Origin of the sequence: Mesorhizobium sp. (genome assembly GCF_965229135.1) — a bacterium.
In the GTDB taxonomy this organism is placed as follows: Bacteria; Pseudomonadota; Alphaproteobacteria; order Rhizobiales; family Rhizobiaceae; genus Mesorhizobium.
The window spans coordinates 3,263,150-3,286,990 of the sequence record NZ_OZ245860.1 but is presented as its reverse complement, the minus strand read 5'-3'; the positions used below and the strand labels follow the sequence as shown (position 1 = coordinate 3,286,990).

Sequence of the window (23,841 nt, the reverse complement as noted above, 5' to 3'; positions counted from 1 at the left end):
GATGGCCAGCTATGTCGTGATGGAGCCGCCGGGCCGCAGCGAGAAGGTCGATACGACGACCTTCGTTCGCGATGGTTTCTCCTGGCCCGGTTTCCTGGTGCCGCCAATCTGGCTCGCCTGGCATCGGCTGTGGGTCGAGGCAGGGCTGACTTTTGTCGTCATGGGCCTTCTTTCCATGCTCGGCGAGCGGCTTGGCCTTGGGCTGGCCGGCTCGCTGCTGTCGCTGCTTGTGTCGTTCTATGTCGGCCTTGAGGGGCAGGGCCTGCGGATCGCCTCGCTTCGCCGCCGCGGCTGGCATGAATGGGGCGTGGTCGCCGCCGACAGGCTCGACGATGCCGACACGCGCTATGCGCTTGAAGCCGACGCCCAGTCGGAAGAGCACGGCCCGGCGCCCAGGATCGTTCCGGACGCTGCCCTGGCGCGGCCCGCGCAGATGGGCATGGCCCTGGGGCTGACCCATACACCGGGAAAACACTGAGATGCGGGTTGCCATCATCGATTATGGCTCGGGCAATCTTCGCTCGGCCACGAAAGCCTTCGAGCGCGCGGCGAGCGAAGCCGGCATCGCCGCCACGATAGACCTGACCGCCGATGCCGAACGCGTCAGGACCGCCGACCGCATCGTCCTGCCCGGCGTCGGCGCCTATGCCGACTGCGCGGCCGGCCTGCGCGCGGTCGATGGCATGTGGGATGCGGTCGAGGAGGTCGCGATCACGAAGGGGCGGCCGTTCCTCGGCATCTGCGTTGGCATGCAGCTGATGTCGCAGCGTGGGCTCGAGAAGACCATCACCAACGGCCTTGGCTGGATCACCGGCGACGTCAAGGAAATCACGCCGGCCGATCCGGCGCTGAAGATTCCCCAGATTGGCTGGAATACGATCGAGCTCAACCGCAAACATCCGCTTTTCTCCGGCATTGCGACTGGAGCAAGCGGATTGCACGCCTATTTTGTCCATTCCTACCATCTCGATGCGCTGAAGCCCGAGGAGGTGCTGGCGGTGGCCGACTATGGCGGGCCGGTGACGGCCGCGGTCGCCCGCGACAACCTTGTCGGCACGCAGTTCCATCCCGAGAAGAGCCAGGCGCTGGGTCTGGCGCTGATCACCAATTTCCTGCGCTGGAGGCCCTAGATCATGATCCCGAAAAGTGGAGGCCGGTTTTCGGAAAAGATCATGCTCAAACAAACAGATAGAGCCCCATCCCGATTCTATCGGGATGGAACAGGCTCTAAAGCATGATCCCGAAAAGTGGAGGCCGGTTTTCTCGGACAAATGGTTTTCCCGTTTGTCCGGAGATCATGCTCGAACCAGGGGATTTACCATGAGCAAGAAGGGCTATTGGATGGCGATGGTCGATGTCCGCGATCCCGAAATCTACAAGCAGTACATCGAGGCGAATGCCGTCGCATTTGCGAAATACGGCGCGAAATTCGCCGTGCGGGCCGGTCGCCATGAAAGCCCGGAGGGGCAGACGGGCAATCGCCATGTGCTGGTCGAGTTCGAATCCTACGACAAGGCGGTCGAATGCTACCGTTCGCCCGAATACCAGCAGGCCTCGAGGTTCCGGCTCGCCGCCTCGACCGGCCATTTCGTTATCGTCGAGGGTGCCTGAACGGATGATCCTTTTCCCCGCCATAGATCTCAAGGACGGCCAATGCGTGCGGCTGAAGCACGGCGACATGGCCACGGCGACCATCTACAATGACGATCCCGCCGCCCAGGCCAGGGCCTTTGAGGAACAGGGCTTCGAGTGGCTGCATGTCGTCGACCTCAACGGCGCGTTCAAGGGCCAGAGCGTCAACAGCGCGGCGGTCGGCGCCATCCTCAAGGCGACGAAGAATCCTGTGCAGCTTGGCGGCGGCATCCGTACCTTGCCGCAGATCGAGGACTGGCTCGATCGCGGCCTTGCCCGCGTCATCCTCGGCACCGTCGCCGTGCGCGATCCCGATCTGGTCAAGCAGGCCTGCAAGGCATTTCCCGGCAAGATCGCCGTCGGCATCGACGCCAAGGGCGGCAAGGTCGCCGTCGAGGGCTGGGCCGAAGCGTCGAGCCTCGGCGTCATCGAACTGGCGAAAAAATTCGAGGGTGCCGGCGTCGCCGCCATCATCTACACCGACATCGACCGCGACGGCGTGCTGAGCGGTATCAACTGGGAAGCCACCATCGGTCTCGCCGAGGCGGTGTCGATTCCCGTCATCGCTTCCGGCGGACTCGCCTCGATCGCCGATATCGTGCGCATGACCATGCCCGATGCGCAACGGCTGGAGGGCGCGATCTCCGGCCGAGCGCTCTATGACGGGCGCATCGATCCGGAGGAAGCGCTGGCGATTCTGCGCGGTGGGTCCGTGCCGGAGGCGAGGCCATGAAAATCTCCATCATCCTCGCGTCCTATGACAGCGGTCACTATCACGGCGGCTGCGGCCAGGGGCCGGATGCGCTCATCGCTGGCGGCCTGGTCGAAGCCTTGACGCTTGCCGGCCACGAGGTTGTCGTCGAGGACATCGGCAGGTTGGGCGATGGGCAGGAGCGCGAAATCGCCACCGGCTTCGCGGTCTGCAATGCCGTGTCGGGCGAGGTCCGCATTGCCCGCGACAGGGGCCGGTTTCCTATCGTTCTCGCCGGAAATTGCCTGACATCAGCCGGTGCGGTCGCGGGCGAAGGCGCGGACGGGATCATCTGGGCCGACCAGCATGGCGACCTCAACACGCCGGAGACCTCCACGACCGGCTTTCTCGACGGCATGGCGTTGGCGACCGTTCTGGGGCTATGCTGGCGCCCGATGGCCAAGGCTATTCCGGGCTTCCAGCCGATTGATCCCTCCCGCTGCGTGCTGGTCAACGCGCGCGACCTCGACCCGGCGGAAACGCAGTTGCTGGCGAGCTTGCCGGTCATACGCACGGAGTGCCCCAATGCGGCAAGCTCAGCTGAAAGGCTGACTGCCGCGGGCGCGAAGCGGGTGCACCTGCATATCGACCTCGATGTCCATGACCCCGAAAAGCTCCAGGCCAACCGTTACGCCGATCCCGGCGGCCCGGCCCCGGACCAGTTGCGCCAGGCGGTCTGCGGCATGGCGCTTTCAGCACCGCTGGTTGGCATCACCATTTCCGCCTATGACCCGGCATTCGACGCACAGGCCGACGTTCCGCCGCTGGTCGGTGAGTTGCTGAACGATCTGCTCACGACAATAGAGGCTCGGTGATGTTGAAGGCACGCGTCATCCCCTGTCTCGACGTCAAGAACGGCCGCGTCGTCAAGGGGGTCAATTTCGTCGATCTGATCGATGCCGGGGATCCGGTCGAGGCGGCCAGCGCCTACGACGCCGCCGGTGCCGACGAACTCTGCTTTCTCGACATCACCGCCTCGTCCGACAACCGCGAAACCATTTTCGATGTCGTCGCCCGCACGGCGGAGCAGTGCTTCATGCCGTTGACCGTCGGCGGCGGCGTGCGCCAGGTCGCCGACATCAGGAAGCTGCTCTTGGCCGGAGCCGACAAGGTGTCGATCAACACGGCGGCGGTGAAGAACCCGGATTTCGTGGCGGAGGCCGCCGACAAGTTCGGCAACCAGTGCATCGTCGTCGCCATCGACGCCAAGAAAGTGTCCGGCCCCAGTGAGGTTGACCGCTGGGAGATCTTCACCCATGGCGGGCGCGAGAAGACCGGCATCGATGCGGTCGAATTCGCGCACCGGATGGTCGAACGCGGCGCCGGCGAAATCCTTTTGACGTCCATGGACCGGGACGGCACCAAGGCCGGCTACGACATCGCTCTCACCCGCGCGGTCGCCGATGCCGTGCGGGCGCCCGTCATCGCATCCGGCGGAGTCGGTACGCTCGACCACCTAGTCGAAGGCATTCGTGACGGCCATGCCGGCGCGGTTCTGGCAGCCTCCATCTTCCATTTCGGCACCTACACCATCGCGCAGGCCAAGATGCATATGGCCGATGCCGGGTTGCCGATGCGGCTGGACTCGCTGGGTAATCGGTCTTAAGCATTATCCCGAGGAGCGGGAACCGATTTTCGGAAAAGATCATGCTTAAACAAGCAGATAGATGAGGCCATGACCGAGTTTTCACTGTCCGATCTGGAAAAAATCGTTGGCGAACGCGCGCATTCCGGAGATCCGGATTCATGGACGGCAAAGCTATTCGCGCGTGGCATCGACAAGGCGGCGCAGAAGCTTGGCGAAGAGGCGGTCGAAACGGTGATTGCCGCCGTCAAGGGCGACAGGCAGGGCCTCGTTTCGGAAAGTGCCGATCTCATATATCATTGGCTCGTCGTCCTCGGCATAGCCGGCATTCCCTTGAGCGATGTGCTCAGGGAGCTCGAAGGCCGTACCGCGCGTTCGGGCATCGCCGAGAAGGCGTCCCGGCCGCGGGGCTGATCGCGGGGAGGTAGGAACTCGATGGACCAGCTCGCTCCAACCGAGAAATATTCGCCCTTCCGTTTCTTCTCGGCCGAGCAGTGGTCGCACTTCCGTGCCGATACGCCGCTGACCCTGAGCGAGGACGAGTTCCGCCGCTTGCGGTCGCTCAACGACCCGGTCGACCTCGAGGAGGTCAAGCGCATCTATCTCTCGCTGTCGCGGCTCCTGTCCGCCCATGTCGAGGCAAGCCAGCTTCTGTTTCGGCAGCGCCAGGCCTTTTTCAACGCCGTCGATATCGTCAAGACGCCGTTCATCATCGGCATCGCCGGTTCGGTGGCGGTCGGCAAGTCGACCACGGCCCGCGTGCTTAAGGAGCTTCTGGCGCGATGGCCGTCGAGCCCCAAGGTCGATCTCATCACCACCGACGGCTTCCTGCTGCCCAACGAGGTGCTGCGCCGCGAAAACCTCATGGAGCGCAAGGGCTTTCCCGACAGCTATGATGTCGGCGCGCTGCTGCGTTTCCTCTCGGGCATCAAATCGGCGCAGAGCAGCGTCCGTGCTCCCGTCTATTCGCATCTGACCTATGACGTCATTCCCGGCGAGTTCGTCACCATCGACCGGCCGGATATCCTGATTTTCGAAGGCATCAATGTCCTGCAGCCGGGCAAGCTGCCGCATGACGGCAAGATCGTGCCCTTCCTGTCCGACTTCTTCGATTTCGCGATCTATATCGATGCCGACGAGAAGCTGATCCATAACTGGTATATTTCCCGCTTCATGCGACTGCGCGAAACCGCCTTCCGCGACCCGGACTCCTTCTTCCACCGCTATTCGCAGCTGTCGGAGGATTCGGCGCGCGCCATCGCCGAGAGCCTTTGGACCAACATCAACCTGAAGAATTTGCGCGAGAACATCCTGCCGACGCGGGCCCGCGCCGACCTCATCTTGCGCAAGGGCGCCGACCATCTGGTCGAGGAAGTGGCACTCAGGAAGTTGTAACAACGCGGTTAACGGCACCTTAGGCAATCCCGGCTAGTCTCCGATGCAATTTTAGCGGGTGTCGGGAGCAGCCTGTGTTCAATGCGAACAATGCCGCAAGTCGCGAACGCGCGGTCTATTCTCTGGTTATTCCGATCTTCAACGAGGAAGCAGTCCTCCCGCTGCTCATCCGGCGCATCACGATGCTGCTCGACACGCTGGACGCGGACGCCGAGGCCATCTTTGTCGACGACGGCAGCAGCGACACCAGCGTCATCTACCTGCGGGGGATGGTAGCCCAGGAACCACGCTTCAAACTGATCGAACTGTCGCGCAATTTCGGCCACCAGATCGCGATCTCGGCTGGCATGGATGCCGCCGCCGGCGAAGCCGTGATCGTCATGGACGCCGACCTGCAGGACCCGCCCGAAGTCGTGCTCGAGCTGATCGCCAAGTGGAAGGAAGGCTACGAGATCGTTTATGCCCGCAGGATCAAGCGGGAAGGCGAGACGCTTTTCAAGCGCGCGACAGCGAGCCTGTTCTACCGGTTCATGGAAAAGATGACATCGGTCGCCATCCCGCGCGATGTCGGCGATTTTCGTCTTGTCGGCCGCAAGGCCCTGGAGACGTTCAAACGCATGCCGGAACGCGACCGCTTCGTGCGCGGCATGTTCGGCTGGATGGGCTTCAAGCAGACAGCAGTTCCATTCGAGCGCCCGGCGCGCGCGGCCGGCGAGACCAAGTACCCGTTCTGGAAGATGCTGCGGCTCGCCGTTCACGGCATCGTCAGCTTCTCCGAAAAGCCGCTGCGCATCGCACTTTGGGGCGGCCTGGCGATTTCCGGCATGGCCGCCTGCCTTGGGATTTTCGCCGTATTCGCCTGGCTCTTCGATGCCGGCGTCGTTCACGGCTGGGCGTCGACGGTGGTCATCGTGTCCTTCTTCTCGGGCATCAATCTGTTCATGACCGGAGTGATCGGCCTCTATGTCGGCGGCATTCATGCCGAAGTGAAGCGGCGGCCGCTATACGTCATCGACCGGCTGACGGGCTTCGAAGAAACGATAGCCGCCCATGCCGGACGCCTCAGCGAAGAAGCTGCAAGGGCCGTCAATGAACAGAGAAAGTTCGGTTGATGGCAAACCTATTCGATTCCTACCGGTCGACATACAATGACGCGGTGCAGGATTCGATCAGCTTTTCCGGGCTGAAACATGATTTCTTCCTGAAAGCCAAGGCGGACCTTCTGGCAAGGCTGGTCGGCGAGCGCGGGCTTTGCGGGAAGGAGCCCATCCGTGCTCTCGATGTTGGCTGCGGCGTGGGTGCCCTTCATCCCTTTCTGAAGCCGTTTCTTCCAGAACTGAGTGGCTGCGACGTTTCGAGTGAATCCATCGCGCGGGCACGCGAAGACAATTCCTGGGTTGATTACTCCGCCTATGAAGGGCCGCAACTTCCCTACACGGATGCCAGCTTCGATCTCGCATTCGCCATCTGCGTGGTCCATCACGTGCCGCCCGCCGATTGGCCGGCTTTCTTCTCCGAGATGAAGCGGATCCTGCGGCCAGGCGGTGTCGCCTGCATAATCGAGCACAACCCGTTCAATCCGATGACGCGGCTTGCCGTGCTGCGCTGTCCGTTCGACGCCGACGCCGTGCTGATCAGGCCTGGTTCGGCCGAGAGCCTTTTCCAGGCTCAGGGGTTTTCGGAAATCGCCAGGGAGCATTTCCTGCTGTTTCCCTTCGAGCATTCCGCGTTGCGCACGGTTGAAAGGCATCTTTCGAAACTGCCGTTCGGGGCCCAATATGCCTGCAGCGCGCGCGCCTGATACGGCTGCCTGGCGAGCGGAGCCCGGTTTCGGCCGGAGTGTCCATCCGTACCTGTGTAACCACTTCGTTCGCCGACGAAACCGTCGTTGGCCACCAGGCTTCCCGTGATGCCTGGCTCACAATCCATCGCCATGTCATCGAGCCGCATCTTGAACTCTGGCAGGCTGAATCCCGGGCCGTTGCTGCTCGCCTGCATGGTCCTGGCTTACACCGCCTGGTTCTCGATCGTCGCGATACCGACCAATGTCGATGTGTCGTGGCTTCTAAGCGTTTGTGACCGGCTGCTGGAAGGGGAGCAGATCAACACGGACATGTTCGAGGTCAATCCGCCCTTCTCGATCTGGCTCTACATGCCCTTCATGCTGCTTGAGAGGTTCACAGGCATCGGCGCCGAGTTTTGGCTGACGCTGGGAGTTGCCTGTCTCGGCGTTGCCAGCCTGATCCTTGCCGGCAGGATCATGGCGGGTGTCGACGCGGTCTACCGGCGCTCCAGCGCTCTGTGGATGGCGGCGGCCGCACTGTTTTTGATCCTGTGTTTTCTGCCCGATCAATTCGGCCAGCGCGAACATTTCGCGCTGATCGCCCTCCTGCCCTGGCTGGCGCTGCAATGCGCGCGGCAACGCACGCCGGTTTTCGTGGCGGGATCGCGTGTCGAGCGCATCTTGGCGGGGCTGGGTGCGGGCATCGTGGTCATGGTGAAGCCGCCATATTTTGCGCTGGCGCTGATCCTGCCTTCGCTTTTCCTGGCGCTTCATCGACGCTCGCTGAAGCCGCTGTTCGTCCTGGAAAATCTGCTCGGCGCCTTGATCACCGTGGCCTACATAGCCTCGATCGCAATCTTTGATCGCTCCTACTTCAGCGAGACTCTCCCCTTGGTCAGGGACGTCTATCTGCCCATGCACGCCCCATTGCTCGACAATCTTGCGAACTGGCCGAAGATCGTCCTCTTGTTGGCCGTCACGATCGTTCTCGTGGCAGGCGGACCGCGGGCCATGCATTGGGATACGAGAATTTTGCTGGCGAGCGCGCTCGGCTTTGTCCCGGCCTTCCTGATCATGGGCAAGGGCTGGCCAAATCACGCGTTGCCCATGCTCGTCGTTGCGATGTTTGCTTTTGGCGTCGAGGTGTTGCGGTTTGGCAAGGTGCACGACGCGAGTATCGTTCGCAAAGCCGCACTGGTCTTTGGCAGCGTGCTGGTGATGCAAATGACAATCAGGGCGCAATATACAGCGTTGACGACCGACAATGGGCCAATCACGAGGTCCGTCGCGGCGATCCGCGATGTGGTTGAGAACCCCACGATCGTATCGATCGCAGGCCAGATGCAGGTTGCCTATCCCCTCACCAGACTGGTCGGCGGCAGGTACATATCGCGTTACCCCGGCGCCTGGGCGGTTGTGAATGCGCAGATGCTTGTCCGCGGCGCCAGCGACACGGAGCGAAGGCGGAGACTGGAGGATATTCGCGATGGGATCATCGGTGAACAGGCCCTCGAGATAAAGACCGAGAAGCCCGATATCGTGCTGTCTGGATTGGAGAACAATCCCTCCTGGAATGCGCTGATGCTGAAGGACGAGAGGGTCGCCGCCTCATTGAAAGACTATCGCGTACTGTATAGGGAACCGTTGATAACGGTCTATGTGCGCAACGATGTCGTGCCGGTTTCCAGCCTTGCCGGAACGCAGGTGGCGAGGCCGAAGCTCAGGGAATCCTTGGCAACGCCGCATGGCGGCGGTAGCCAAAATGGCAATGCCGCGTAATGGCTGTGTTGAATGAACCCGCGCCGGCGCGCGGCGGATTTGTAGCGGCGGATCGTGGCCGGGTGCGGCTGGTTCTGTTCGTCTGTCTGGCCACCCTGGCCGTCGCGCCGTTTTGGCAGGCACGGTGGGGCGTCATTCCGGACACGAGCTGGATCATCACGGTGTGCGAGCGCGTGCTGGCCGGGGATCGCCTGTACGCCGACTTGATCGAGACCAACCCGCCTTTCTCCGTGTGGCTGTATCTGCCGGCTGTTTACCTCGCCAAACAGCTTGGCGTCGCTCCTGAATATATAGTGCACGCCTATGCCTATGCCGTGTGTCTTTTCGGCCTTGGATTTGCTGTTTTTGTCGCGCGCCGCGCCCGGCTGCAAGAGAACCCTGCCCTGCTTATCCTCATGCCTGCGTTTTTGGCCCTGCTGGTGTTGTTCCCAGGAAACAGTTTCAGTGAACGGGAGCATCTGGGCGTCGCCCTGCTTTTGCCGCTTCTGGTGTTGACGGCTTGGCGCGCCTCGCATGGTGGCTCGTCGAAGCCGGAGTGGTGGCTGGCCGCTTTGGTTGGTTTGTCCGGCAGCGTGATGCTTCTGGTGAAACCCTATTATGCGCTCACCATCCTGGCACCGGCCCTTTGGATCGCCTGGCGCCAACGCAGCATAAAGCCGCTGTTCGCCATCGAGTACTGGGTCATTGGCGGTGTCTGTCTGGGGTACCTGGCGGCGATACTGTTAGCTTATCCGGAATTCTTGCGCGACGTCTATCCGAGGCTCGCGGATACGTACATGAGATACAAGGTGTATTCCCCCATCTTCATCATTTATGGTGGGATATTCACATTGTTGTTCGGATCCGCCCTCCTGTTGCGCGGCGGGCGCGCACTGTCTCCCATGGAGACGGTTCTGATGATCGCATCGGCAGCGAGCGTTCTCCCATTGATCTACCAGGGAAAAGGTTGGGCATACCACGCATATCCGGCGGTAGCCCTCGTCGTGGCGGCGGTGCTTTGCCTCGCCACCGAGCGAGCGACCGCGCCCGATGCGCCACGACTGAACATCGCGCACAAGGTCCTGCTGCCCGTTGTGATCTTGATATCCTGGCTACCTTTCTTGATTGGCGCCAGGTCTGGACCAGACTTCGTTGCAAGCATACATGCCGCCGTCGACCATCCAACCGTCGGCCAGATCGGCCCCGGTATCGAAATAGGCCATCCACTTACCCGCATGATCGGGGGGCGATGGATATCCGCCTATTGCAGCGATTGGCTTGGCAACTTCGCAGCCATTTTCGCGCGACAGGAACGTGCACAAGGCAATATGGACCGCGCGGCGCATTACGACGCTTTGGAGCGCGACTTTCTCACCGCCAAGATTCAGGAGTTCGTGACAGGGAAGCCCGACCTGATCTTCGTCCAGAAATCCGCCCCCTTCTGGGTTGATCGGGTGATGAAGCGGGATGACTTCGCCAAGTTTATGGATGATTATCGGACATTGGCCGAAGACCAGAATGTTCGCGTCTACCTCCGCAACGGTTCCGGTAAGGTTGTCCTCAACAATTGAGATTCGTCTGCGTGGCATCAGATTGATTCTCCTGCCATTTCAGAACAAAACCGTAGTCGATGGATAGGCGGAATGTTCTACCAGGGCGTCCCGCTATCGGCCGGACCATCCGTTGCGCATTAAACTTCGGATTTCATGGATGGCGTTTCACCGAGGACGGGAGAATTACGTAAGATGCTTCTCAGGATCGATTTAAGGAACATTTTACACATGAATTATAGGTATCTGCGTGATACCACGGAGTAAAAGACTGTCACGTGGACCGTGAGGACGCCTCGGGATGGCATTCTCGGCAACACGCGGCAATAAGGGCCCGGCGGCAGGGGAGCATGGTGAGCCTCGCCAATGATCTTGGAGCACAGGGCCGCCAGACCGATCAGAGGTTGGCGGCATCGCTGCTGGCCAACCGAAATCTTGTTACGCTGATCGCAATCACGGTCATTTCCATCTTCTTTCAACTGCGATGGGGCACGATTCCAGACACGAGTTGGCTGATTACGGTCTGTGAGCGGATGCTTTCGGGCGAGCGGCTCTATGGCCAGCTACATGAGCCCAATCCCCCTTTCAGCGTATGGCTCTATTTGCCCCCGGTGGCCACTGCCAGGATGCTCGGCATTGCCCCTGAAATCCTTGTCCAGGCCTGGGTCTACCTGACGGCGTTGATCGCTGTCTGGTTCTCCGGGGCAATCGTCAAACGCGCGGGTTTCCCCGAAACGGCTTCGCTGCTTGCCTTGGGTCCGGCCTTCTATGCGATGCTGGTGATCTTTCCGGGCAACGTCTTCAGCGAGCGTGAGCACTTCGGTGTTGCGCTGTTCATGCCGCTGCTGGCGCTGCATGCGTGGCGAGCGCGCCAGGACGCTCAAACGCAACCGAGCTTTGGTTTGGCCGCACTTGCCGGTCTGTCGGGAAGCATGTTGGTGCTGGTCAAGCCCTACTATGCGGTTATGGTGCTGGCGTCCGCGGTGCTTGTCGCAATGCATCGGCGCAGCCTGAAACCAATCTTCGCTGTTGAGCACTGGGTGATCGGCACCGTTTGCGTCGCCTATCTGGGAGCGGTCATCCAGCTCCATCCGGAATATCTGCGCGATATCTATCCGCTGCTGGTGGAACTCTATGCGCAAGGCACCGCTCCGGCGTCAGTCATGGCATACTATGCTTCTGCCTGGCTTTTCCTTGTGTTCCTGGCGTGGTGGTCCTGGCCTGTCGGGCGTTTCCCGGAATTGGCCGCAGTCGCGCTGGCGGCGTCGTTTGCCGGCTTGTTTCCCCTGTTCTACCAGGCCAAGGGCTGGGCTTATCACGCCTATCCCATGCTTTTCTACGCCGTTGCGGCCAATCTCTGCCTGCTCTCCTTGCCGCGAAGCGGCCGCCAATCGGCCGGGCTGCTCTCGCGCCTGGCCGCACCTCCGCGAGCTCTGATCGCGCTGGCCGTCATGATTGCCTTCGTCATGAACTGGGGTACTCAGAAGCCGGACGCTGCACTCGTCGCCGCCATACGCGCCACGACCGACCGGCCCAGCGTTGCCGCGATCAGCCCGGATCTGGACACGGGACATCCCCTGAGCCGGATGATCGGCGGGCAGTTCGTTTCGGCCGATGTCTGCGATTGGGTTGGAGGGTTCGCGATGGATCTGTACCTGCGGGCCCTGCGTTCGGGCGATGTCGCCAAGGCCGCCCACTACAGGACGATCATGGCGCGGTACGCCGAGAACAAGCGCCAGGAATTTGAGCGGCTTCGTCCCGATATCATTCTCTTGAAGAAGGATGATGGCCCCTGGACAAGCCAGTTGATGGAGCAATTTGGCTTCGGCGCCATGCTGGCCCGCTACCGTTTGCTTGCCGAGGATGGCTACCGGCGCGTCTATCTTCGCAAGGACTATGTTCGTCCTGGCCTGCAGCCGACCGGCTAAGCCAATGGCGGCAGTGTTACCCGCCGCAATGTCAGATTGATCCGGCCGCCATTCCTGAGCAGAGCCGAGGTGGATGGGTAGATGCGGTCGACGCCGTGGAAACACAGGCGGCCCTCGCCGCCGAGCACGACGACGTCTCCGCTCTTCAGCCTGAACGATTTTGTTCTGCCCTCGCGCGTCGTCTGGCCGACCCGGAAAAGGCAGTCGTCGCCCAGCGAAACCGAGACCACGGGCGCGGAGAGGTCGGTCTCGTCGCGGTCCTGATGCAGGCTCATCCTGGCGTCCTCGGTATAGAAATTGACCAGGCAGGCTTCCGGCGGATGCGGATAGGCCGACACTTGCCGCCATAATTCCAGCAGAGCTTCCGGGATCGGCGGCCAGGGCATTCCCGTCAGCGGGTGCGTCGGCTGGTAGCGATAGCCACGTTCCTTGTCCGTAACCCAGCCCAGCGAACCGCAATTGGTCATGCGCACGCTCATCTCCTTGCCCGTGCGCGGCATCGCCGGCACGAACAGCGGGGCGTCCTGAACGACACGTCTTACGTCCTCGACCAGCGCGTCCTGCGCGGCACGCCGCAAGTAGCCTGGCATGTGGCGGACCCCTTTGGGCAGGACGAGCATGGGTTGGTCAGTGTTTCCGATTGGCAGGACGAGCATAATGCCACGATGTCATGTGCCGTACGACCCGAAACGGCATCCGCCCCGCCTCAGTCGTCGCCGATCCTGCCGCGCAGCTTTTTCACAGTGGAACGCCCAGCTTTCGTCTTGAGCCGGCGTTCGACGGCGCCTTTCGACGGCCTGGTCTTCTTGCGCGGCGGTGGTGGTGGTTCGGCGGCCTTGGCGACCAGCGCGGTAAGCCGCGCCCGTGCATCGGCCCGGTTCTGTTCCTGCGTGCGGAAGCGCCCGGCCTCGATGACGATGACGCCGTCCTTGGTGGCGCGCTGGCCGGCCAGCTTTATGGTCCGCTCGCGCACGCGATCCGACAGGCCCGGCGCATTGGCCGCGTCGAAGCGCAACTGCACCGCGGTCGCCACCTTGTTTACATTTTGGCCGCCCGGCCCGGAGGAACGAATGAAGTCCTCATGCAGGTCATTCGGGTGGATGACCGCGTCATTGGCAATGGTGATTATGTCGTCGGCACTCATGGCGCAGTCATGGCGCGGCGGCGGCAAAAAGAAAAGGCCCGATCGAAACCGGGCCTCACTGTGAACCGCTGGCTGCCGGGGACGATTATTCGGCGGCTTCCCGCATGACCGGCGCGGCGCCCAGCACGGCGGCGTCGACGTGGCTTTCGAACTTTTCGAAGTTGCTGGCGAACATGCCGACCAGCTTGGCTGCCTGCCGGTCGTAGGCTGCCTTGTCGGCCCAGGTCGACCTGGGGTCGAGGATGGCGCCATCGACGCCGGGGACCTCCGTCGGCACCTCGAATCCGAAATTGGCGTCGGTACGGAATTCCGCGGTCTTCAGCGAGCCGTCGAGCGCCGCGGCAAGCAGCGCCCGCGTCGCCTTGATCGGCATGCGCTTTCCGGTGCCATAGGCGCCGCCGGTCCAGCCGGTGTTGACCAGCCAGCAATCGGCGCCATGGAGGGCAATGAGCTCGCGCAGCAGATTGCCGTATTCCGAGGGATGGCGCGGCATGAACGGCGCGCCGAAGCAGGTCGAGAACGTCGCTTCGGGTTCGGTCACGCCCTTTTCGGTTCCGGCCACCTTGGCCGTGTAGCCGGACAGGAAATGGTACATGGCCTGCGCCGGGGTCAGCCGTGCGATCGGCGGCATCACGCCGAACGCGTCGGCGGTGAGCATGATGATGTTCTTCGGATGATTGGCTCGGCCCGTCTTGCTGGCATTGGGGATGAAATCCAGCGGATAGGCGCAGCGCGTGTTTTCCGTCAGCCGGCCATCGTTGAAATCCGGCACGCGGTTGTCGTCAAGGATCACGTTTTCCAGCACCGTGCCGAAACGCTGCGTGGTGGCGAAGATTTCCGGTTCGGCTTCCGCCGAAAGCTTGATCGTCTTGGCGTAGCAGCCGCCTTCGAAGTTGAAGATGCCGTGCGGACCCCAGCCATGCTCGTCGTCACCGACCAGCGTTCGCGACGGATCGGCCGACAGCGTCGTCTTGCCGGTTCCCGAAAGGCCGAAGAAGATGGCCGCGTCGCCCTTGTCGCCTTCATTGGCCGAGCAATGCATCGGCATCACGCCCTTGGCCGGCAACAGATAGTTCAGCATGGTGAACACCGACTTCTTCATCTCGCCGGCATAGGAGGTGCCGCCGATCAGCACGATCTTGCGCGAAAGATCGACGGCAATGATCGTTTCGGCACGGCTGCCGTGGCGGGCTGGATCGGCCCGGAACGACGGCAGGTCGATGATCGTCATCTCCGGCACGAAATGCTCGAGCTCGCCGGCCTCAGGGCGGATCAGCAGGTTGCGGATGAACAGGGAGTGCCAGGCGAGCTCGGTGATCACCCGTGTCGTCAGCTTCAGCTCCTCGTCGGCGCCGCCGACCAGATCCTGCACGTAAAGGTCCTTGTCGGCCGCATGGGCGCGGAAATCGGCGAGCAGCGTTTCGAACTGGGCCGGCGTGATGGATTTGTTGTTGTCCCACCACACATGCGGGCCGGTGGCCTCGTCGCGGACGACGAACTTGTCCTTCGGAGAGCGGCCGGTGTGCTGGCCGGTTTCGGCGATCAGCGCGCCCTGGGCGGTCAGCCGGGCCTCGTCGCGCCGGATCGCTTCCTCGTAAAGCGCGGCCGCGCCGAAATTGTAGCGCACGACGCCCGTGGTCTTCAGGCCGATCTTGTCGATCCCACAGGCGGAATTGCGTTTGCCGGCTTCCGACATCAAGTGTTCCTTCTTCGATTTGCCGCATCTTGCCGGCGAATTCCCGGCGGCCCACCGAGGGGCTGGAAGGGTCAGAACCAGAAAAGACGAATGATATCAAATCATTAATCGATTTAAAAAATTTGAAAGTTGTTTAAATCGTTTATATGTGCGAAAAGTCCGGTGGTTGCCCAAAGGATTGGCAGCGTTTATTCGTCCGATCCATGTAGAGGTGCGTTTGTGGCCGCCGCCATGCCGCTCGTGACAGCGGTAGACGCCTATGCCACATTTTGTACCTAATTTGTCCTGCAAAAGCCCCTTCTCGACGAAAGAAGGGACAGCTCATGAGGGAGCCGCTTGAAATGGCAACGATCGCGCTTGTCGATGACGACCGCAACATTCTGACGTCGGTGTCGATTGCTCTTGAATCGGAGGGCTATCGCGTCGAAACATACACGGATGGTGCGTCTGCGCTGGAAGGCCTGGCGGCGCGTCCACCGAATCTCGCCATCCTCGACATCAAGATGCCACGCATGGACGGCATGGAACTGCTGCGCCGGATGCGCCAGAAGTCCGACCTTCCGGTGATCTTCCTGACCTCGAAGGATGATGAGATCGACGAGCTTTTCGGCCTCAAGATGGGCGCCGACGACTTCATCCGCAAACCATTCTCGCAGCGGCTCCTGGTCGAGCGCGTCCGCGCCGTGCTGCGCCGTGCCAGCGCTCGCGAGGCCGCGGCCAAGGCGCCCAGCCAGCAGGCGCGTTCGCTCGAGCGTGGCCAGCTTGTCATGGACCAGGAACGTCATACCTGTACCTGGAAGGGCGAGCCGGTGACGCTCACCGTCACCGAGTTCCTGATCCTGCATTCGCTGGCGCAGCGTCCCGGTGTCGTAAAAAGCCGTGATGCGCTGATGGATTCGGCCTATGATGAGCAGGTCTATGTCGACGACCGCACCATCGACAGCCACATCAAGCGGCTGCGCAAGAAGTTCAAGGCCGTCGACGATGACTTTGAAATGATCGAAACCCTCTACGGAGTCGGATACCGGTTCCGCGAAGCATGACGCGATACGTGTCGCACGACGATATCCAGCGTTAGAGATTAGGCAGGGCCTGCTATTCGATGGCAGTGGAGGCACAGCGAACAAGACCGGCGGGCGCCGCCAGGCGGCCGTCGCGCATCATGCCGTCGTTCGTGTCGAAATTCACGGTACCGATGCGCCGCTTTCTCGGCCATCACATCTTTTCGAGCCTGACGCGGCGCATCCTCTTCCTCAACCTCGCCGGTCTCGCCGTCCTCGTCATCGGCATTCTCTACCTCAACACCTTCCGCGACGGGCTGATCGATGCCCGCGTCGAAAGCCTGATGACGCAGGGCGAAATCATTGCAGGCGCCATCGCCGCGTCGGCGACGGTCGAGACGGATTCGATCAGCATCGACCCCGAAAAACTGCTTGAACTGCAGGCTGGCGAGAGCCTTGGTCCTGGCTCGGACCAGCTCGACAACCTGGATTTCCCGATCAATCCGGAACGGGTGGCGCCAGTGCTGCGAAGGCTGATCTCGCCGACGCGCACGCGCGCCCGCATCTACGACCGTGATGCCAACCTGCTGCTCGATTCCCGCCACCTCTATTCGCGCGGCCAGATCCTTCGCTACGACCTGCCGCCGGTGGACGAGGAGCAGCCCGATCTCGTCGAGCGCATCCAGAAATTCATCTTCGATTTCTTCCGCAACACCGAACTGCCCGTCTATCACGAGCAGCCGGGCGGCAACGGCGCTGCCTTCCCCGAAGTGATCAAGGCGCTGACCGGCAGCCCGTCGACCATCGTGCGCGTCAGCGAGCAGGGCGAGCAGATCGTCTCGGTGGCCGTACCGATCCAGCGTTTCCGCGCCGTCCTCGGCGTGCTGATGCTGTCGACCGAAGGCGGCGACATCGACAAGATCGTCGCCGCCGAGCGCAAGGCGATCCTGCGCGTCTTCGGCATCGCCGCTCTTGTCACCGCCATCCTCTCGATGCTGCTGGCATCCACCATCGCCAACCCGCTGCGCCGCCTGTCGGCGGCGGCGGTCCGCGTGCGGCGCGGCGTCAAGAGCCGCGAGGAAATCCCGGATTTCTCCGACCGCCAGGACGAGATCGGCAATCTGTCGATCGCGGTGCGCGACATGACCAATGCGCTGTATGCCCGCATCGAGGCGATCGAAAGCTTCGCGGCCGACGTCTCGCATGAGCTGAAAAACCCGCTGACGTCGCTGCGCAGCGCGGTTGAAACCTTGCCGCTGGCCAAGAACGACAATTCGCGCAGCCGGCTGATGGAGATCATCCAGCACGATGTCAGGCGGCTCGACCGTCTCATCACCGACATCTCCGATGCCTCCCGCCTCGACGCCGAACTCGCGCGCGAAGATGCCGGCACGGTCGACCTGAAGAAGTTCATCACCGATCTCGTCGCCGTTTCACGCGAGGCGACGCGTAACAAGAAGGCCGTCGAGATCGAGCTCAAGGTGGCCAAGCTGCCGCAGGGCGTCAAGGGCTACTTCGTCGTCGGCCATGACCTGCGCATCGGCCAGGTGATCACCAACCTTATAGAGAACGCCCGCTCCTTCGTTCCCGATGAGCGCGGCCATATCAGCCTGTCGCTGGCGCGTGCCGGCAAGTTCAACATCGTCACCGTCGACGACAATGGACCCGGTATCCGCGCCGACAACATCGATCGTATCTTCGAGCGCTTCTATACGGATCGGCCTGCCGGCGAGGCCTTCGGCCAGAACTCGGGCCTGGGCCTGTCGATCAGCCGGCAGATCGTCGAAGCCCATGGCGGCACGCTGACCGCCGAGAACATACCGGGCACCAAACCCGGTGAAATCAAGGGCGCGCGTTTCGTCGTCACCTTGCCGGCGGAAGCATGAGCCTGAACCGGAGGCGCCGTTGGCAAAGCGGCCTCACCGGGCGTGCAAGGCTCAAGACTGTGCATGATCGTGATGGCATGAACGCAAATGCCTGAACCGGCCGTTCAGCCCGACTATATTCATGCAACGGCGCTGCTTGCCGGCGATCGCGGCATCCTCATCACCGGCCCCTCCGGCTCCGGCAAGACAACATTGGCGCTGGCCCTCATCTCCCATCTTGGCCAGCGCGGTCTGTTCTCGCGCCTCATCGGCGACGACCAACTCATTGTCGACGGTCGTGCCGGGCGTCTGGTCTGCCGGGCACCCCTGGCCATAGCTGGCCTCGCCGAAGTGGCGGGCATCGGCCCCAGGCCTCTTCCATACGAATCGGCTGCGGTCATCGACCTTCACGTGCGGCTGGTGGAAGAAGGAGAAATGGACAGGTTTCAGGAGGACGCCTGCGACCTCATCGCCGGCTGTCCAGTGTCGCGGATCGATCTTGTCCGGCGCGGCGTCTCGGCCGCCTTGCAGGCGGTGACGGCACGACTGTCGATCGTGCCATTTTTATGATCCGCTTCCGATTTCTTGCTGCAATGCGTCAAAATGGCCAGCGCCTTCGCAATTTTGGGCTTGTCAACGCGCCTCGCGTCGACAAGATAGCGCTCCCGCCGCCTGGAATGGCTGGCGAGCATAAAATGCGCCTGTGAAGCGGCGATGACGGGAGCCACCAAAGAATGATCGGACTCGTGCTTGTGACGCACGGTCAACTGGCCACCGAGTTCCGACATGCCGTCGAACATGTCGTCGGGCCACAAGACAATTTCGAGACCGTGGCGATCGGCGCCGACGACGATATGGAGCAGCGTCGCCGCGACATCATCGACGCCGTCGCCCGGGTCGACACCGGAGCGGGTGTCATCGTGCTGACCGACATGTTTGGCGGTACGCCTTCCAATCTTGCCATTTCGGTGATGGAATCCGGCCGCACCGAGGTCATCGCCGGCATGAACCTGCCGATGCTTATCAAGCTGTCCTCGATCCGCAAGGGCGACAACATGATGGCCGCGCTTGACGAAGCGCAGGCGGCGGGCCGTAAATACATCAACGTGGCAAGCCAGCTTTTGAGCAGCAAATGAACGCGCTATCCCCGGAAAAAGATCAGATCGTCCGGGATTTTCCGATCGTCAACCAACGCGGCCTGCATGCTCGCGCTTCGGCAAAGTTCGTTCAGCTTGCCAGCGGCTTCAACGCCTCGGTCCATGTCGAGAAGGACGGCGTCAAGGTTGGCGGCACCTCGATCATGGGGCTGATGATGCTGGCGGCGAGCCCCGGCTACTCCATCCGCGTCACGGCGAGCGGACCGGAAGCCCTGCAGGTCATCGACGCGCTGGAGCAGTTGGTTGCCTCCCGCTTCGGCGAGGAATGCTGATCCTCTCCACCGCCAGAGCATGCCCGAGACACATGCAGGGATAAAGATTTCTTTATATCCCATTGTCGCCAGAGCCCCGATCTGCTAGTCAAGCCGGCAATTAGCGCCCTTCAACACGCCCTATGGGCTGGGCGCGCCCGCAACCAATTTGCAATCGGAGCACTGCCATGACGGGTAGCAAGGACTATGTGGTCGCCGACATTTCGCTTGCCGGCTGGGGCCGCAAGGAAATCGAGATCGCCGAAACCGAAATGCCGGGCCTGATGGCCTGCCGCGAAGAGTTCGGCGACAAGAAGCCGCTCAAGGGCGCGCGCATCACCGGCTCGCTGCACATGACCATCCAGACGGCGGTGCTGATCGAGACGCTGAAGGCGCTTGGCGCCGACATCCGCTGGGCCTCGTGCAACATCTTCTCGACCCAGGACCACGCGGCGGCGGCGATTGCCGAGGCCGGTATCCCGGTATTCGCCATCAAGGGCGAGACGCTGGAGGACTACTGGGTCTACACCGACCGCATCTTTCAGTGGGCCGATGGCGGCACCTCCAACATGATCCTCGACGATGGCGGCGATGCCACCATGTACATCCTGATCGGCGCCCGCGCCGAGGCCGGCGAGGATGTGCTGTCCAATCCGGGCAGCGAGGAAGAGGAAATCCTGTTCGCGCAGATCAAGAAGCGCATGAAGGCTTCGCCCGGCTTCTTCACCAAGCAGAAGGAGGCCATCCGCGGAGTCACCGAAGAGACCACGACCGGCGTCAACCGGCTTTACCAGCTGCAGAAGAAGGGCCTGCTGCCCTTCCCCGCGATCAACGTCAACGACTCCGTCACCAAGTCGAAGTTCGACAACAAGTATGGCTGCAAGGAATCGCTGGTTGACGGCATCCGCCGCGGCACCGACACGATGATGGCCGGCAAGGTCGCGGTCGTCTGCGGCTACGGCGACGTCGGCAAGGGCTCGTCTGCCTCGCTCAAGGGCGCCGGCGCCCGCGTCAAGGTCACCGAAGTCGACCCGATCTGCGCCTTGCAGGCGGCGATGGACGGTTTCGAAGTCGTCACGCTGGAAGACGCCGCTCCGACAGCCGACATCGTCATCACCACCACCGGCAACAAGGACGTCATCACCCTCGATCACATGCGCCAGATGAAGGACATGGTGATCGTCGGCAATATCGGCCACTTCGACAATGAGATCCAGGTCGCCGCGCTGCGCAACCTGAAGTGGACCAACGTCAAGCCGCAGGTCGACATGATCACCTTCCCGGACGGCAAGCGCATGATTCTGCTGTCGGAAGGTCGTCTGCTCAATCTCGGCAACGCCACCGGCCATCCGAGCTTCGTCATGTCGGCATCCTTCACCAACCAGGTGCTGGCCCAGATCGAGCTGTTCACCAAGCCCGGTCAGTACCAGAACCAGGTCTACGTGCTGCCCAAGCATCTCGACGAAAAGGTCGCTCGTCTGCATCTCGACAAGCTCGGCGCGCGCCTGACCGAACTCTCCACGGAACAGGCCGCCTATATCGGCGTCACCCAGCAGGGCCCGTTCAAGCCGGAACACTACCGCTATTAACCAAACCTGAATTTGCTACCAGATATTGAAGCCGGGCGATTGACATTTCGCCCGGCTTTATTTTTGCGCGCTATGCGCCTTCACGGCGATTCGGCGAGGGGTTATTGTCAGGTGATTCGCGACGCCTCCAACCTCACGAGGGCACGGAGAGGCGCGCTTCAGGGCGGTCTTGCATTCAGGCGGCGGAGAGGACCAAGACATGCCGGGGCAACACCCGCACAAGGCGGGACGGGCCGTTTCCGGCGGCCATGACGATTCGGGGACCATCGGCTCCGCCTTGACCGGCGGGAAGCTTTCATGGCGCGCCCGCGCGGGTACGTTTCTTGCCACGTCCGCGCTCGCCAGCCCGCTTCTTGGCGCGGTTGCGTATGCGCAGGCCGCCGGTGCCAAGCAGGCCGGGCCCGCCTTCAGCACCGTCGAGGTGATGCAGCTTGCCGTGTTCGTCGGCGTGATGGGGGCAGCGCTCCTTTCGGCCGTCGTCCTCATCCGCGAAAGGGCGCGCACCTCGGCCGAGAACCTCGACCTCAGGACCCGCATCGCCGATGTCAACGCCGCCCTGCGGCGCTCGGAAGCGCTGCTCAACATGCGCGACCAGCGCGTGGTGGTCTGGGCTTCGGAGAACAAGAAGCCGGAGCTTGTCGGCACTTTACCGGTCGAGAGCGGCGCGCCGGAAGATCGCGGCGCCTTCCTCGCTTTCGGTCGTTGGCTGATGCCGCGCTCGGCGGCGGCGCTCGAGCACGCCGTCGCGGCGTTGCGGGAGAAGGGAAAGTCCTTCGATCTCGTCATCGAATCGCAGGCGGGCGCACCGCTCGAAGTGCATGGGCGCAAGAGCGCCGCGCATGTGCTGGTGCGTTTCGTCTCGCTCTCCGAAACGCAGCGCAGCCAGGCCAGGTTGAAAATCGAAAACCAGCGCCTTGCCGCCGACTATGAGACCATGATCGGCCTGCTTGACGCGTTGAAGATGCCGACATGGCTGCGCGGCACGGATGGGCGGTTGAAATGGGTCAACCGCGCCTATGCCGACGCGGTCGAGGCGGAAAACCCGGAGGCCGCCGTTCGCGACGCCAAGGAGTTCCTGGGCGGCCAGGCGCGCGATGCCATCGTCGCGCAACACAACTCACGTTCGGTCTTCGAACAGACGCTGTCCACCGTCATCGGCGGCGACCGTCGCATGTTCGCCGTCACGGATGTCGCCGGTGCCGACGGTTCGGCGGGCCTCGCCTACGACACCAGCGCCATCGAGACCATTCGCGGCGAATATGAGCGCACGGTGCGAAGCCATGCGGATACGCTCGACCAGCTCAACACCGCCGTCGCGATCTTCGATACCGACGAGAAGTTGCGCTTCTTCAACCAGGCGTTCCAGAAGCTCTGGGGCCTCGACAGCGGCTTCCTCCACAGCGCACCCGACAACGCCTTGCTGCTCGACCGGTTGCGCAGCGAAGGCAAGCTCGCCGAGCAACCCGAATGGCGCCGGTGGAAGGAAGGCCTGCTCAGCGCCTACCGCGCCGTCGAATCGCAGGAACATTGGTGGCACCTGCCGGATGGAAAGACCATCCGCGTGGTCGCCAACCCGCAACCCAAGGGCGGCGTGACCTGGGTGTTCGAGAACCTGACCGAGAAGATGGATCTCGAAAGCCGCTACCAGACAGCCGTGCGCGTCCAGGGCGAAACGCTCGATAACCTTGCCGAGGGCGTGGCCGTCTTCGGTCCGGACGGGAGGCTGAGATTGTCGAACCCGGCTTTCGCGGCGCTCTGGGGTTTGAGCGACGACGTTGCCAAGCCGAATGTCCACGTCTCCACCATCCGCGATCTCTGCAGCCAGCGCGCGGCCGACAACCCCTGGGGCAGCTTCGTTGCCGCGATCACCGGCTTCGACGATGAACGCCGCGACCGCCACGGCCAGACCGAACTCAACAACGGCAATGTGCTGAGCTACGCCATGATCCCGCTGCCCAACGGGCAGGTGATGATGACCTTTGTCGATGTCACCGACAGCGTCCATGTCGAGAGGGCGTTGAAGGACAGGAACGAGGCGCTGGAAAAATCCGACCAGCTCAAGAATGAGTTCGTGCAGCACGTTTCCTACGAACTGCGCTCGCCGCTCACCAACATCATCGGCTTCACCGAGCTTCTCGCGCTGCCGTCGACCGGGCCGCTGAACCAGAAGCAGCGTGAATATGTCGGACATGTCGGCTCATCGTCGGCGGTCCTGCTCACCATCGTCAACGACATACTGGACCTTGCCACGGTCGATGCCGGCATCATGCAGCTCGACATTTCCGAAGTGCATGTCGACCGGACCATCAGTGCCGCCGCCGACCTCGTCGCCGACCGGCTGGAAGAGCATTCGATCAAGCTCGAGGTCGATGCGGCCGCCGCGCCGAAGACGTTCCATGGCGACGAGACCCGCGTGCGCCAGATCCTCTACAATCTGCTGAGCAACGCCGTGAACTACGCGCCGGAAGCGAGCACCATCATCCTATCCTGCCGTCAACTCGCCCAGGGCGTTGAGTTCTCTGTTCACGATGACGGACCCGGCATGCCGCCAGACGTGCTCGATTCGGTGTTCCGCCGGTTCGAGCCGCGAACCAATGGCGGCCGCCGTCGCGGTGCCGGCCTCGGCCTGTCGATCGTCAAGAGTTTCGTCGAACTGCATGGCGGCAGCGTCCGCATCGAGACCGGCAGGGACAAGGGTACGACCGTCATCTGTACCTTCCCCGACACGCCGGGCATCCGCGCCGCGGCTGAGTAGC

At 62.3% G+C, this 23,841-nt stretch carries 23 protein-coding genes; 20 read left to right on the top strand and 3 right to left on the bottom strand.

Annotated features, from left to right (window positions below):
* Position 1: 1 nt before the first annotated feature.
* The 13 genes from ACO07C_RS15530 to ACO07C_RS15470 all read left to right on the top strand — a co-directional run bounded on the left by ACO07C_RS15530 (position 2) and on the right by ACO07C_RS15470 (position 12,382).
* The gene (locus tag ACO07C_RS15530; RefSeq protein ID WP_421915039.1) at positions 2-478 is read left to right on the top strand and encodes a DUF2628 domain-containing protein; all 477 of its coding nucleotides are present in this window, start codon (positions 2-4) and stop codon (positions 476-478) included.
* 1 nt (position 479) lies between these two features.
* Positions 480-1,130: an imidazole glycerol phosphate synthase subunit HisH gene (gene hisH, locus ACO07C_RS15525; protein WP_421915038.1), complete on the top strand. Its 651-nt coding sequence runs from the start codon at positions 480-482 to the stop codon at positions 1,128-1,130.
* 190 nt (positions 1,131-1,320) lie between these two features.
* Positions 1,321-1,611, top strand: a complete 291-nt coding sequence (locus ACO07C_RS15520; RefSeq protein WP_421915037.1) for a DUF1330 domain-containing protein — start codon at positions 1,321-1,323, stop codon at positions 1,609-1,611.
* A gap of 4 nt (positions 1,612-1,615) precedes the next feature.
* A complete protein-coding gene (gene hisA, locus ACO07C_RS15515; RefSeq protein ID WP_421915036.1) occupies positions 1,616-2,365 on the top strand; it encodes a 1-(5-phosphoribosyl)-5-[(5-phosphoribosylamino)methylideneamino]imidazole-4-carboxamide isomerase in 750 nt (249 codons plus the stop codon).
* Positions 2,362-3,198 (top strand): arginase family protein, encoded by an 837-nt coding sequence (locus tag ACO07C_RS15510; protein ID WP_421915035.1) that lies wholly within the window; start codon positions 2,362-2,364, stop codon positions 3,196-3,198. Before hisA ends, ACO07C_RS15510 begins: the two co-directional genes overlap by 4 nt.
* Positions 3,195-3,989, top strand: coding sequence for an imidazole glycerol phosphate synthase subunit HisF (gene hisF, locus ACO07C_RS15505; RefSeq protein WP_421915034.1), 795 nt, complete (start codon positions 3,195-3,197; stop codon positions 3,987-3,989). Before ACO07C_RS15510 ends, hisF begins: the two co-directional genes overlap by 4 nt.
* Positions 3,990-4,058: 69 nt before the next feature.
* Positions 4,059-4,382, top strand: coding sequence for a phosphoribosyl-ATP diphosphatase (locus tag ACO07C_RS15500; protein WP_421915033.1), 324 nt, complete (start codon positions 4,059-4,061; stop codon positions 4,380-4,382).
* A 21-nt stretch (positions 4,383-4,403) separates the two neighbouring features.
* Positions 4,404-5,363, top strand: coding sequence for a type I pantothenate kinase (coaA, locus tag ACO07C_RS15495; RefSeq protein ID WP_421915032.1), 960 nt, complete (start codon positions 4,404-4,406; stop codon positions 5,361-5,363).
* Positions 5,364-5,437: 74 nt separating this feature from the next.
* Entirely contained in the window at positions 5,438-6,475 is a 1,038-nt protein-coding gene (locus ACO07C_RS15490) for a glycosyltransferase family 2 protein (RefSeq protein ID WP_421915031.1), read from the top strand.
* Positions 6,475-7,164 carry a class I SAM-dependent methyltransferase gene (locus ACO07C_RS15485; protein WP_421915030.1) on the top strand — a complete coding sequence of 230 codons (690 nt, stop codon included), beginning with the start codon at positions 6,475-6,477 and terminating at the stop codon, positions 7,162-7,164. Before ACO07C_RS15490 ends, ACO07C_RS15485 begins: the two co-directional genes overlap by 1 nt.
* A 150-nt stretch (positions 7,165-7,314) precedes the next feature.
* A complete protein-coding gene (locus tag ACO07C_RS15480; RefSeq protein ID WP_421915029.1) occupies positions 7,315-8,925 on the top strand; it encodes a hypothetical protein in 1,611 nt (536 codons plus the stop codon).
* Positions 8,925-10,475, top strand: coding sequence for a hypothetical protein (locus ACO07C_RS15475; RefSeq protein WP_421915028.1), 1,551 nt, complete (start codon positions 8,925-8,927; stop codon positions 10,473-10,475). Before ACO07C_RS15480 ends, ACO07C_RS15475 begins: the two co-directional genes overlap by 1 nt.
* Before the next feature lie 332 nt (positions 10,476-10,807).
* The gene (locus ACO07C_RS15470; protein ID WP_421915027.1) at positions 10,808-12,382 is read left to right on the top strand and encodes a hypothetical protein; all 1,575 of its coding nucleotides are present in this window, start codon (positions 10,808-10,810) and stop codon (positions 12,380-12,382) included.
* On the opposite strand, the gene ACO07C_RS15465 is transcribed toward ACO07C_RS15470, so the two are convergent.
* From ACO07C_RS15465 to ACO07C_RS15455, 3 genes are all read right to left on the bottom strand, one after another.
* Positions 12,379-13,002, bottom strand: coding sequence for an alpha-ketoglutarate-dependent dioxygenase AlkB family protein (locus ACO07C_RS15465; protein ID WP_421915026.1), 624 nt, complete (start codon positions 13,000-13,002; stop codon positions 12,379-12,381). The genes ACO07C_RS15470 and ACO07C_RS15465 overlap by 4 nt on opposite strands.
* Positions 13,003-13,088: 86 nt before the next feature.
* On the bottom strand, positions 13,089-13,526 hold the full coding sequence (gene arfB / locus ACO07C_RS15460; protein ID WP_421915025.1) for an alternative ribosome rescue aminoacyl-tRNA hydrolase ArfB: 438 nt from the start codon (positions 13,524-13,526) through the stop codon (positions 13,089-13,091).
* A gap of 85 nt (positions 13,527-13,611) precedes the next feature.
* Positions 13,612-15,222, bottom strand: a complete 1,611-nt coding sequence (locus tag ACO07C_RS15455; RefSeq protein WP_421915024.1) for a phosphoenolpyruvate carboxykinase — start codon at positions 15,220-15,222, stop codon at positions 13,612-13,614.
* Positions 15,223-15,563: 341 nt separating this feature from the next.
* On the opposite strand from ACO07C_RS15455, the gene ACO07C_RS15450 reads away from it, so the two are divergent.
* From ACO07C_RS15450 to ACO07C_RS15420, 7 genes are all read left to right on the top strand, one after another.
* Positions 15,564-16,265, top strand: coding sequence for a response regulator transcription factor (locus ACO07C_RS15450; protein WP_010912942.1), 702 nt, complete (start codon positions 15,564-15,566; stop codon positions 16,263-16,265).
* Positions 16,266-16,324: 59 nt separating this feature from the next.
* The gene (locus ACO07C_RS15445; RefSeq protein ID WP_421915023.1) at positions 16,325-18,109 is read left to right on the top strand and encodes a stimulus-sensing domain-containing protein; all 1,785 of its coding nucleotides are present in this window, start codon (positions 16,325-16,327) and stop codon (positions 18,107-18,109) included.
* An 87-nt stretch (positions 18,110-18,196) separates the two neighbouring features.
* Positions 18,197-18,658 (top strand): HPr kinase/phosphorylase, encoded by a 462-nt coding sequence (locus ACO07C_RS15440; RefSeq protein WP_421915022.1) that lies wholly within the window; start codon positions 18,197-18,199, stop codon positions 18,656-18,658.
* A 164-nt stretch (positions 18,659-18,822) separates the two neighbouring features.
* Positions 18,823-19,224: a PTS sugar transporter subunit IIA gene (locus ACO07C_RS15435; protein WP_421915021.1), complete on the top strand. Its 402-nt coding sequence runs from the start codon at positions 18,823-18,825 to the stop codon at positions 19,222-19,224.
* On the top strand, positions 19,221-19,517 hold the full coding sequence (locus ACO07C_RS15430) for an HPr family phosphocarrier protein (RefSeq protein ID WP_227343832.1): 297 nt from the start codon (positions 19,221-19,223) through the stop codon (positions 19,515-19,517). Before ACO07C_RS15435 ends, ACO07C_RS15430 begins: the two co-directional genes overlap by 4 nt.
* 167 nt (positions 19,518-19,684) lie before the next feature.
* Entirely contained in the window at positions 19,685-21,085 is a 1,401-nt protein-coding gene (ahcY, locus tag ACO07C_RS15425) for an adenosylhomocysteinase (protein WP_421915020.1), read from the top strand.
* Positions 21,086-21,284: 199 nt separating this feature from the next.
* Positions 21,285-23,840: an ATP-binding protein gene (locus ACO07C_RS15420; RefSeq protein WP_421915019.1), complete on the top strand. Its 2,556-nt coding sequence runs from the start codon at positions 21,285-21,287 to the stop codon at positions 23,838-23,840.
* Position 23,841: the final 1 nt, after the last annotated feature.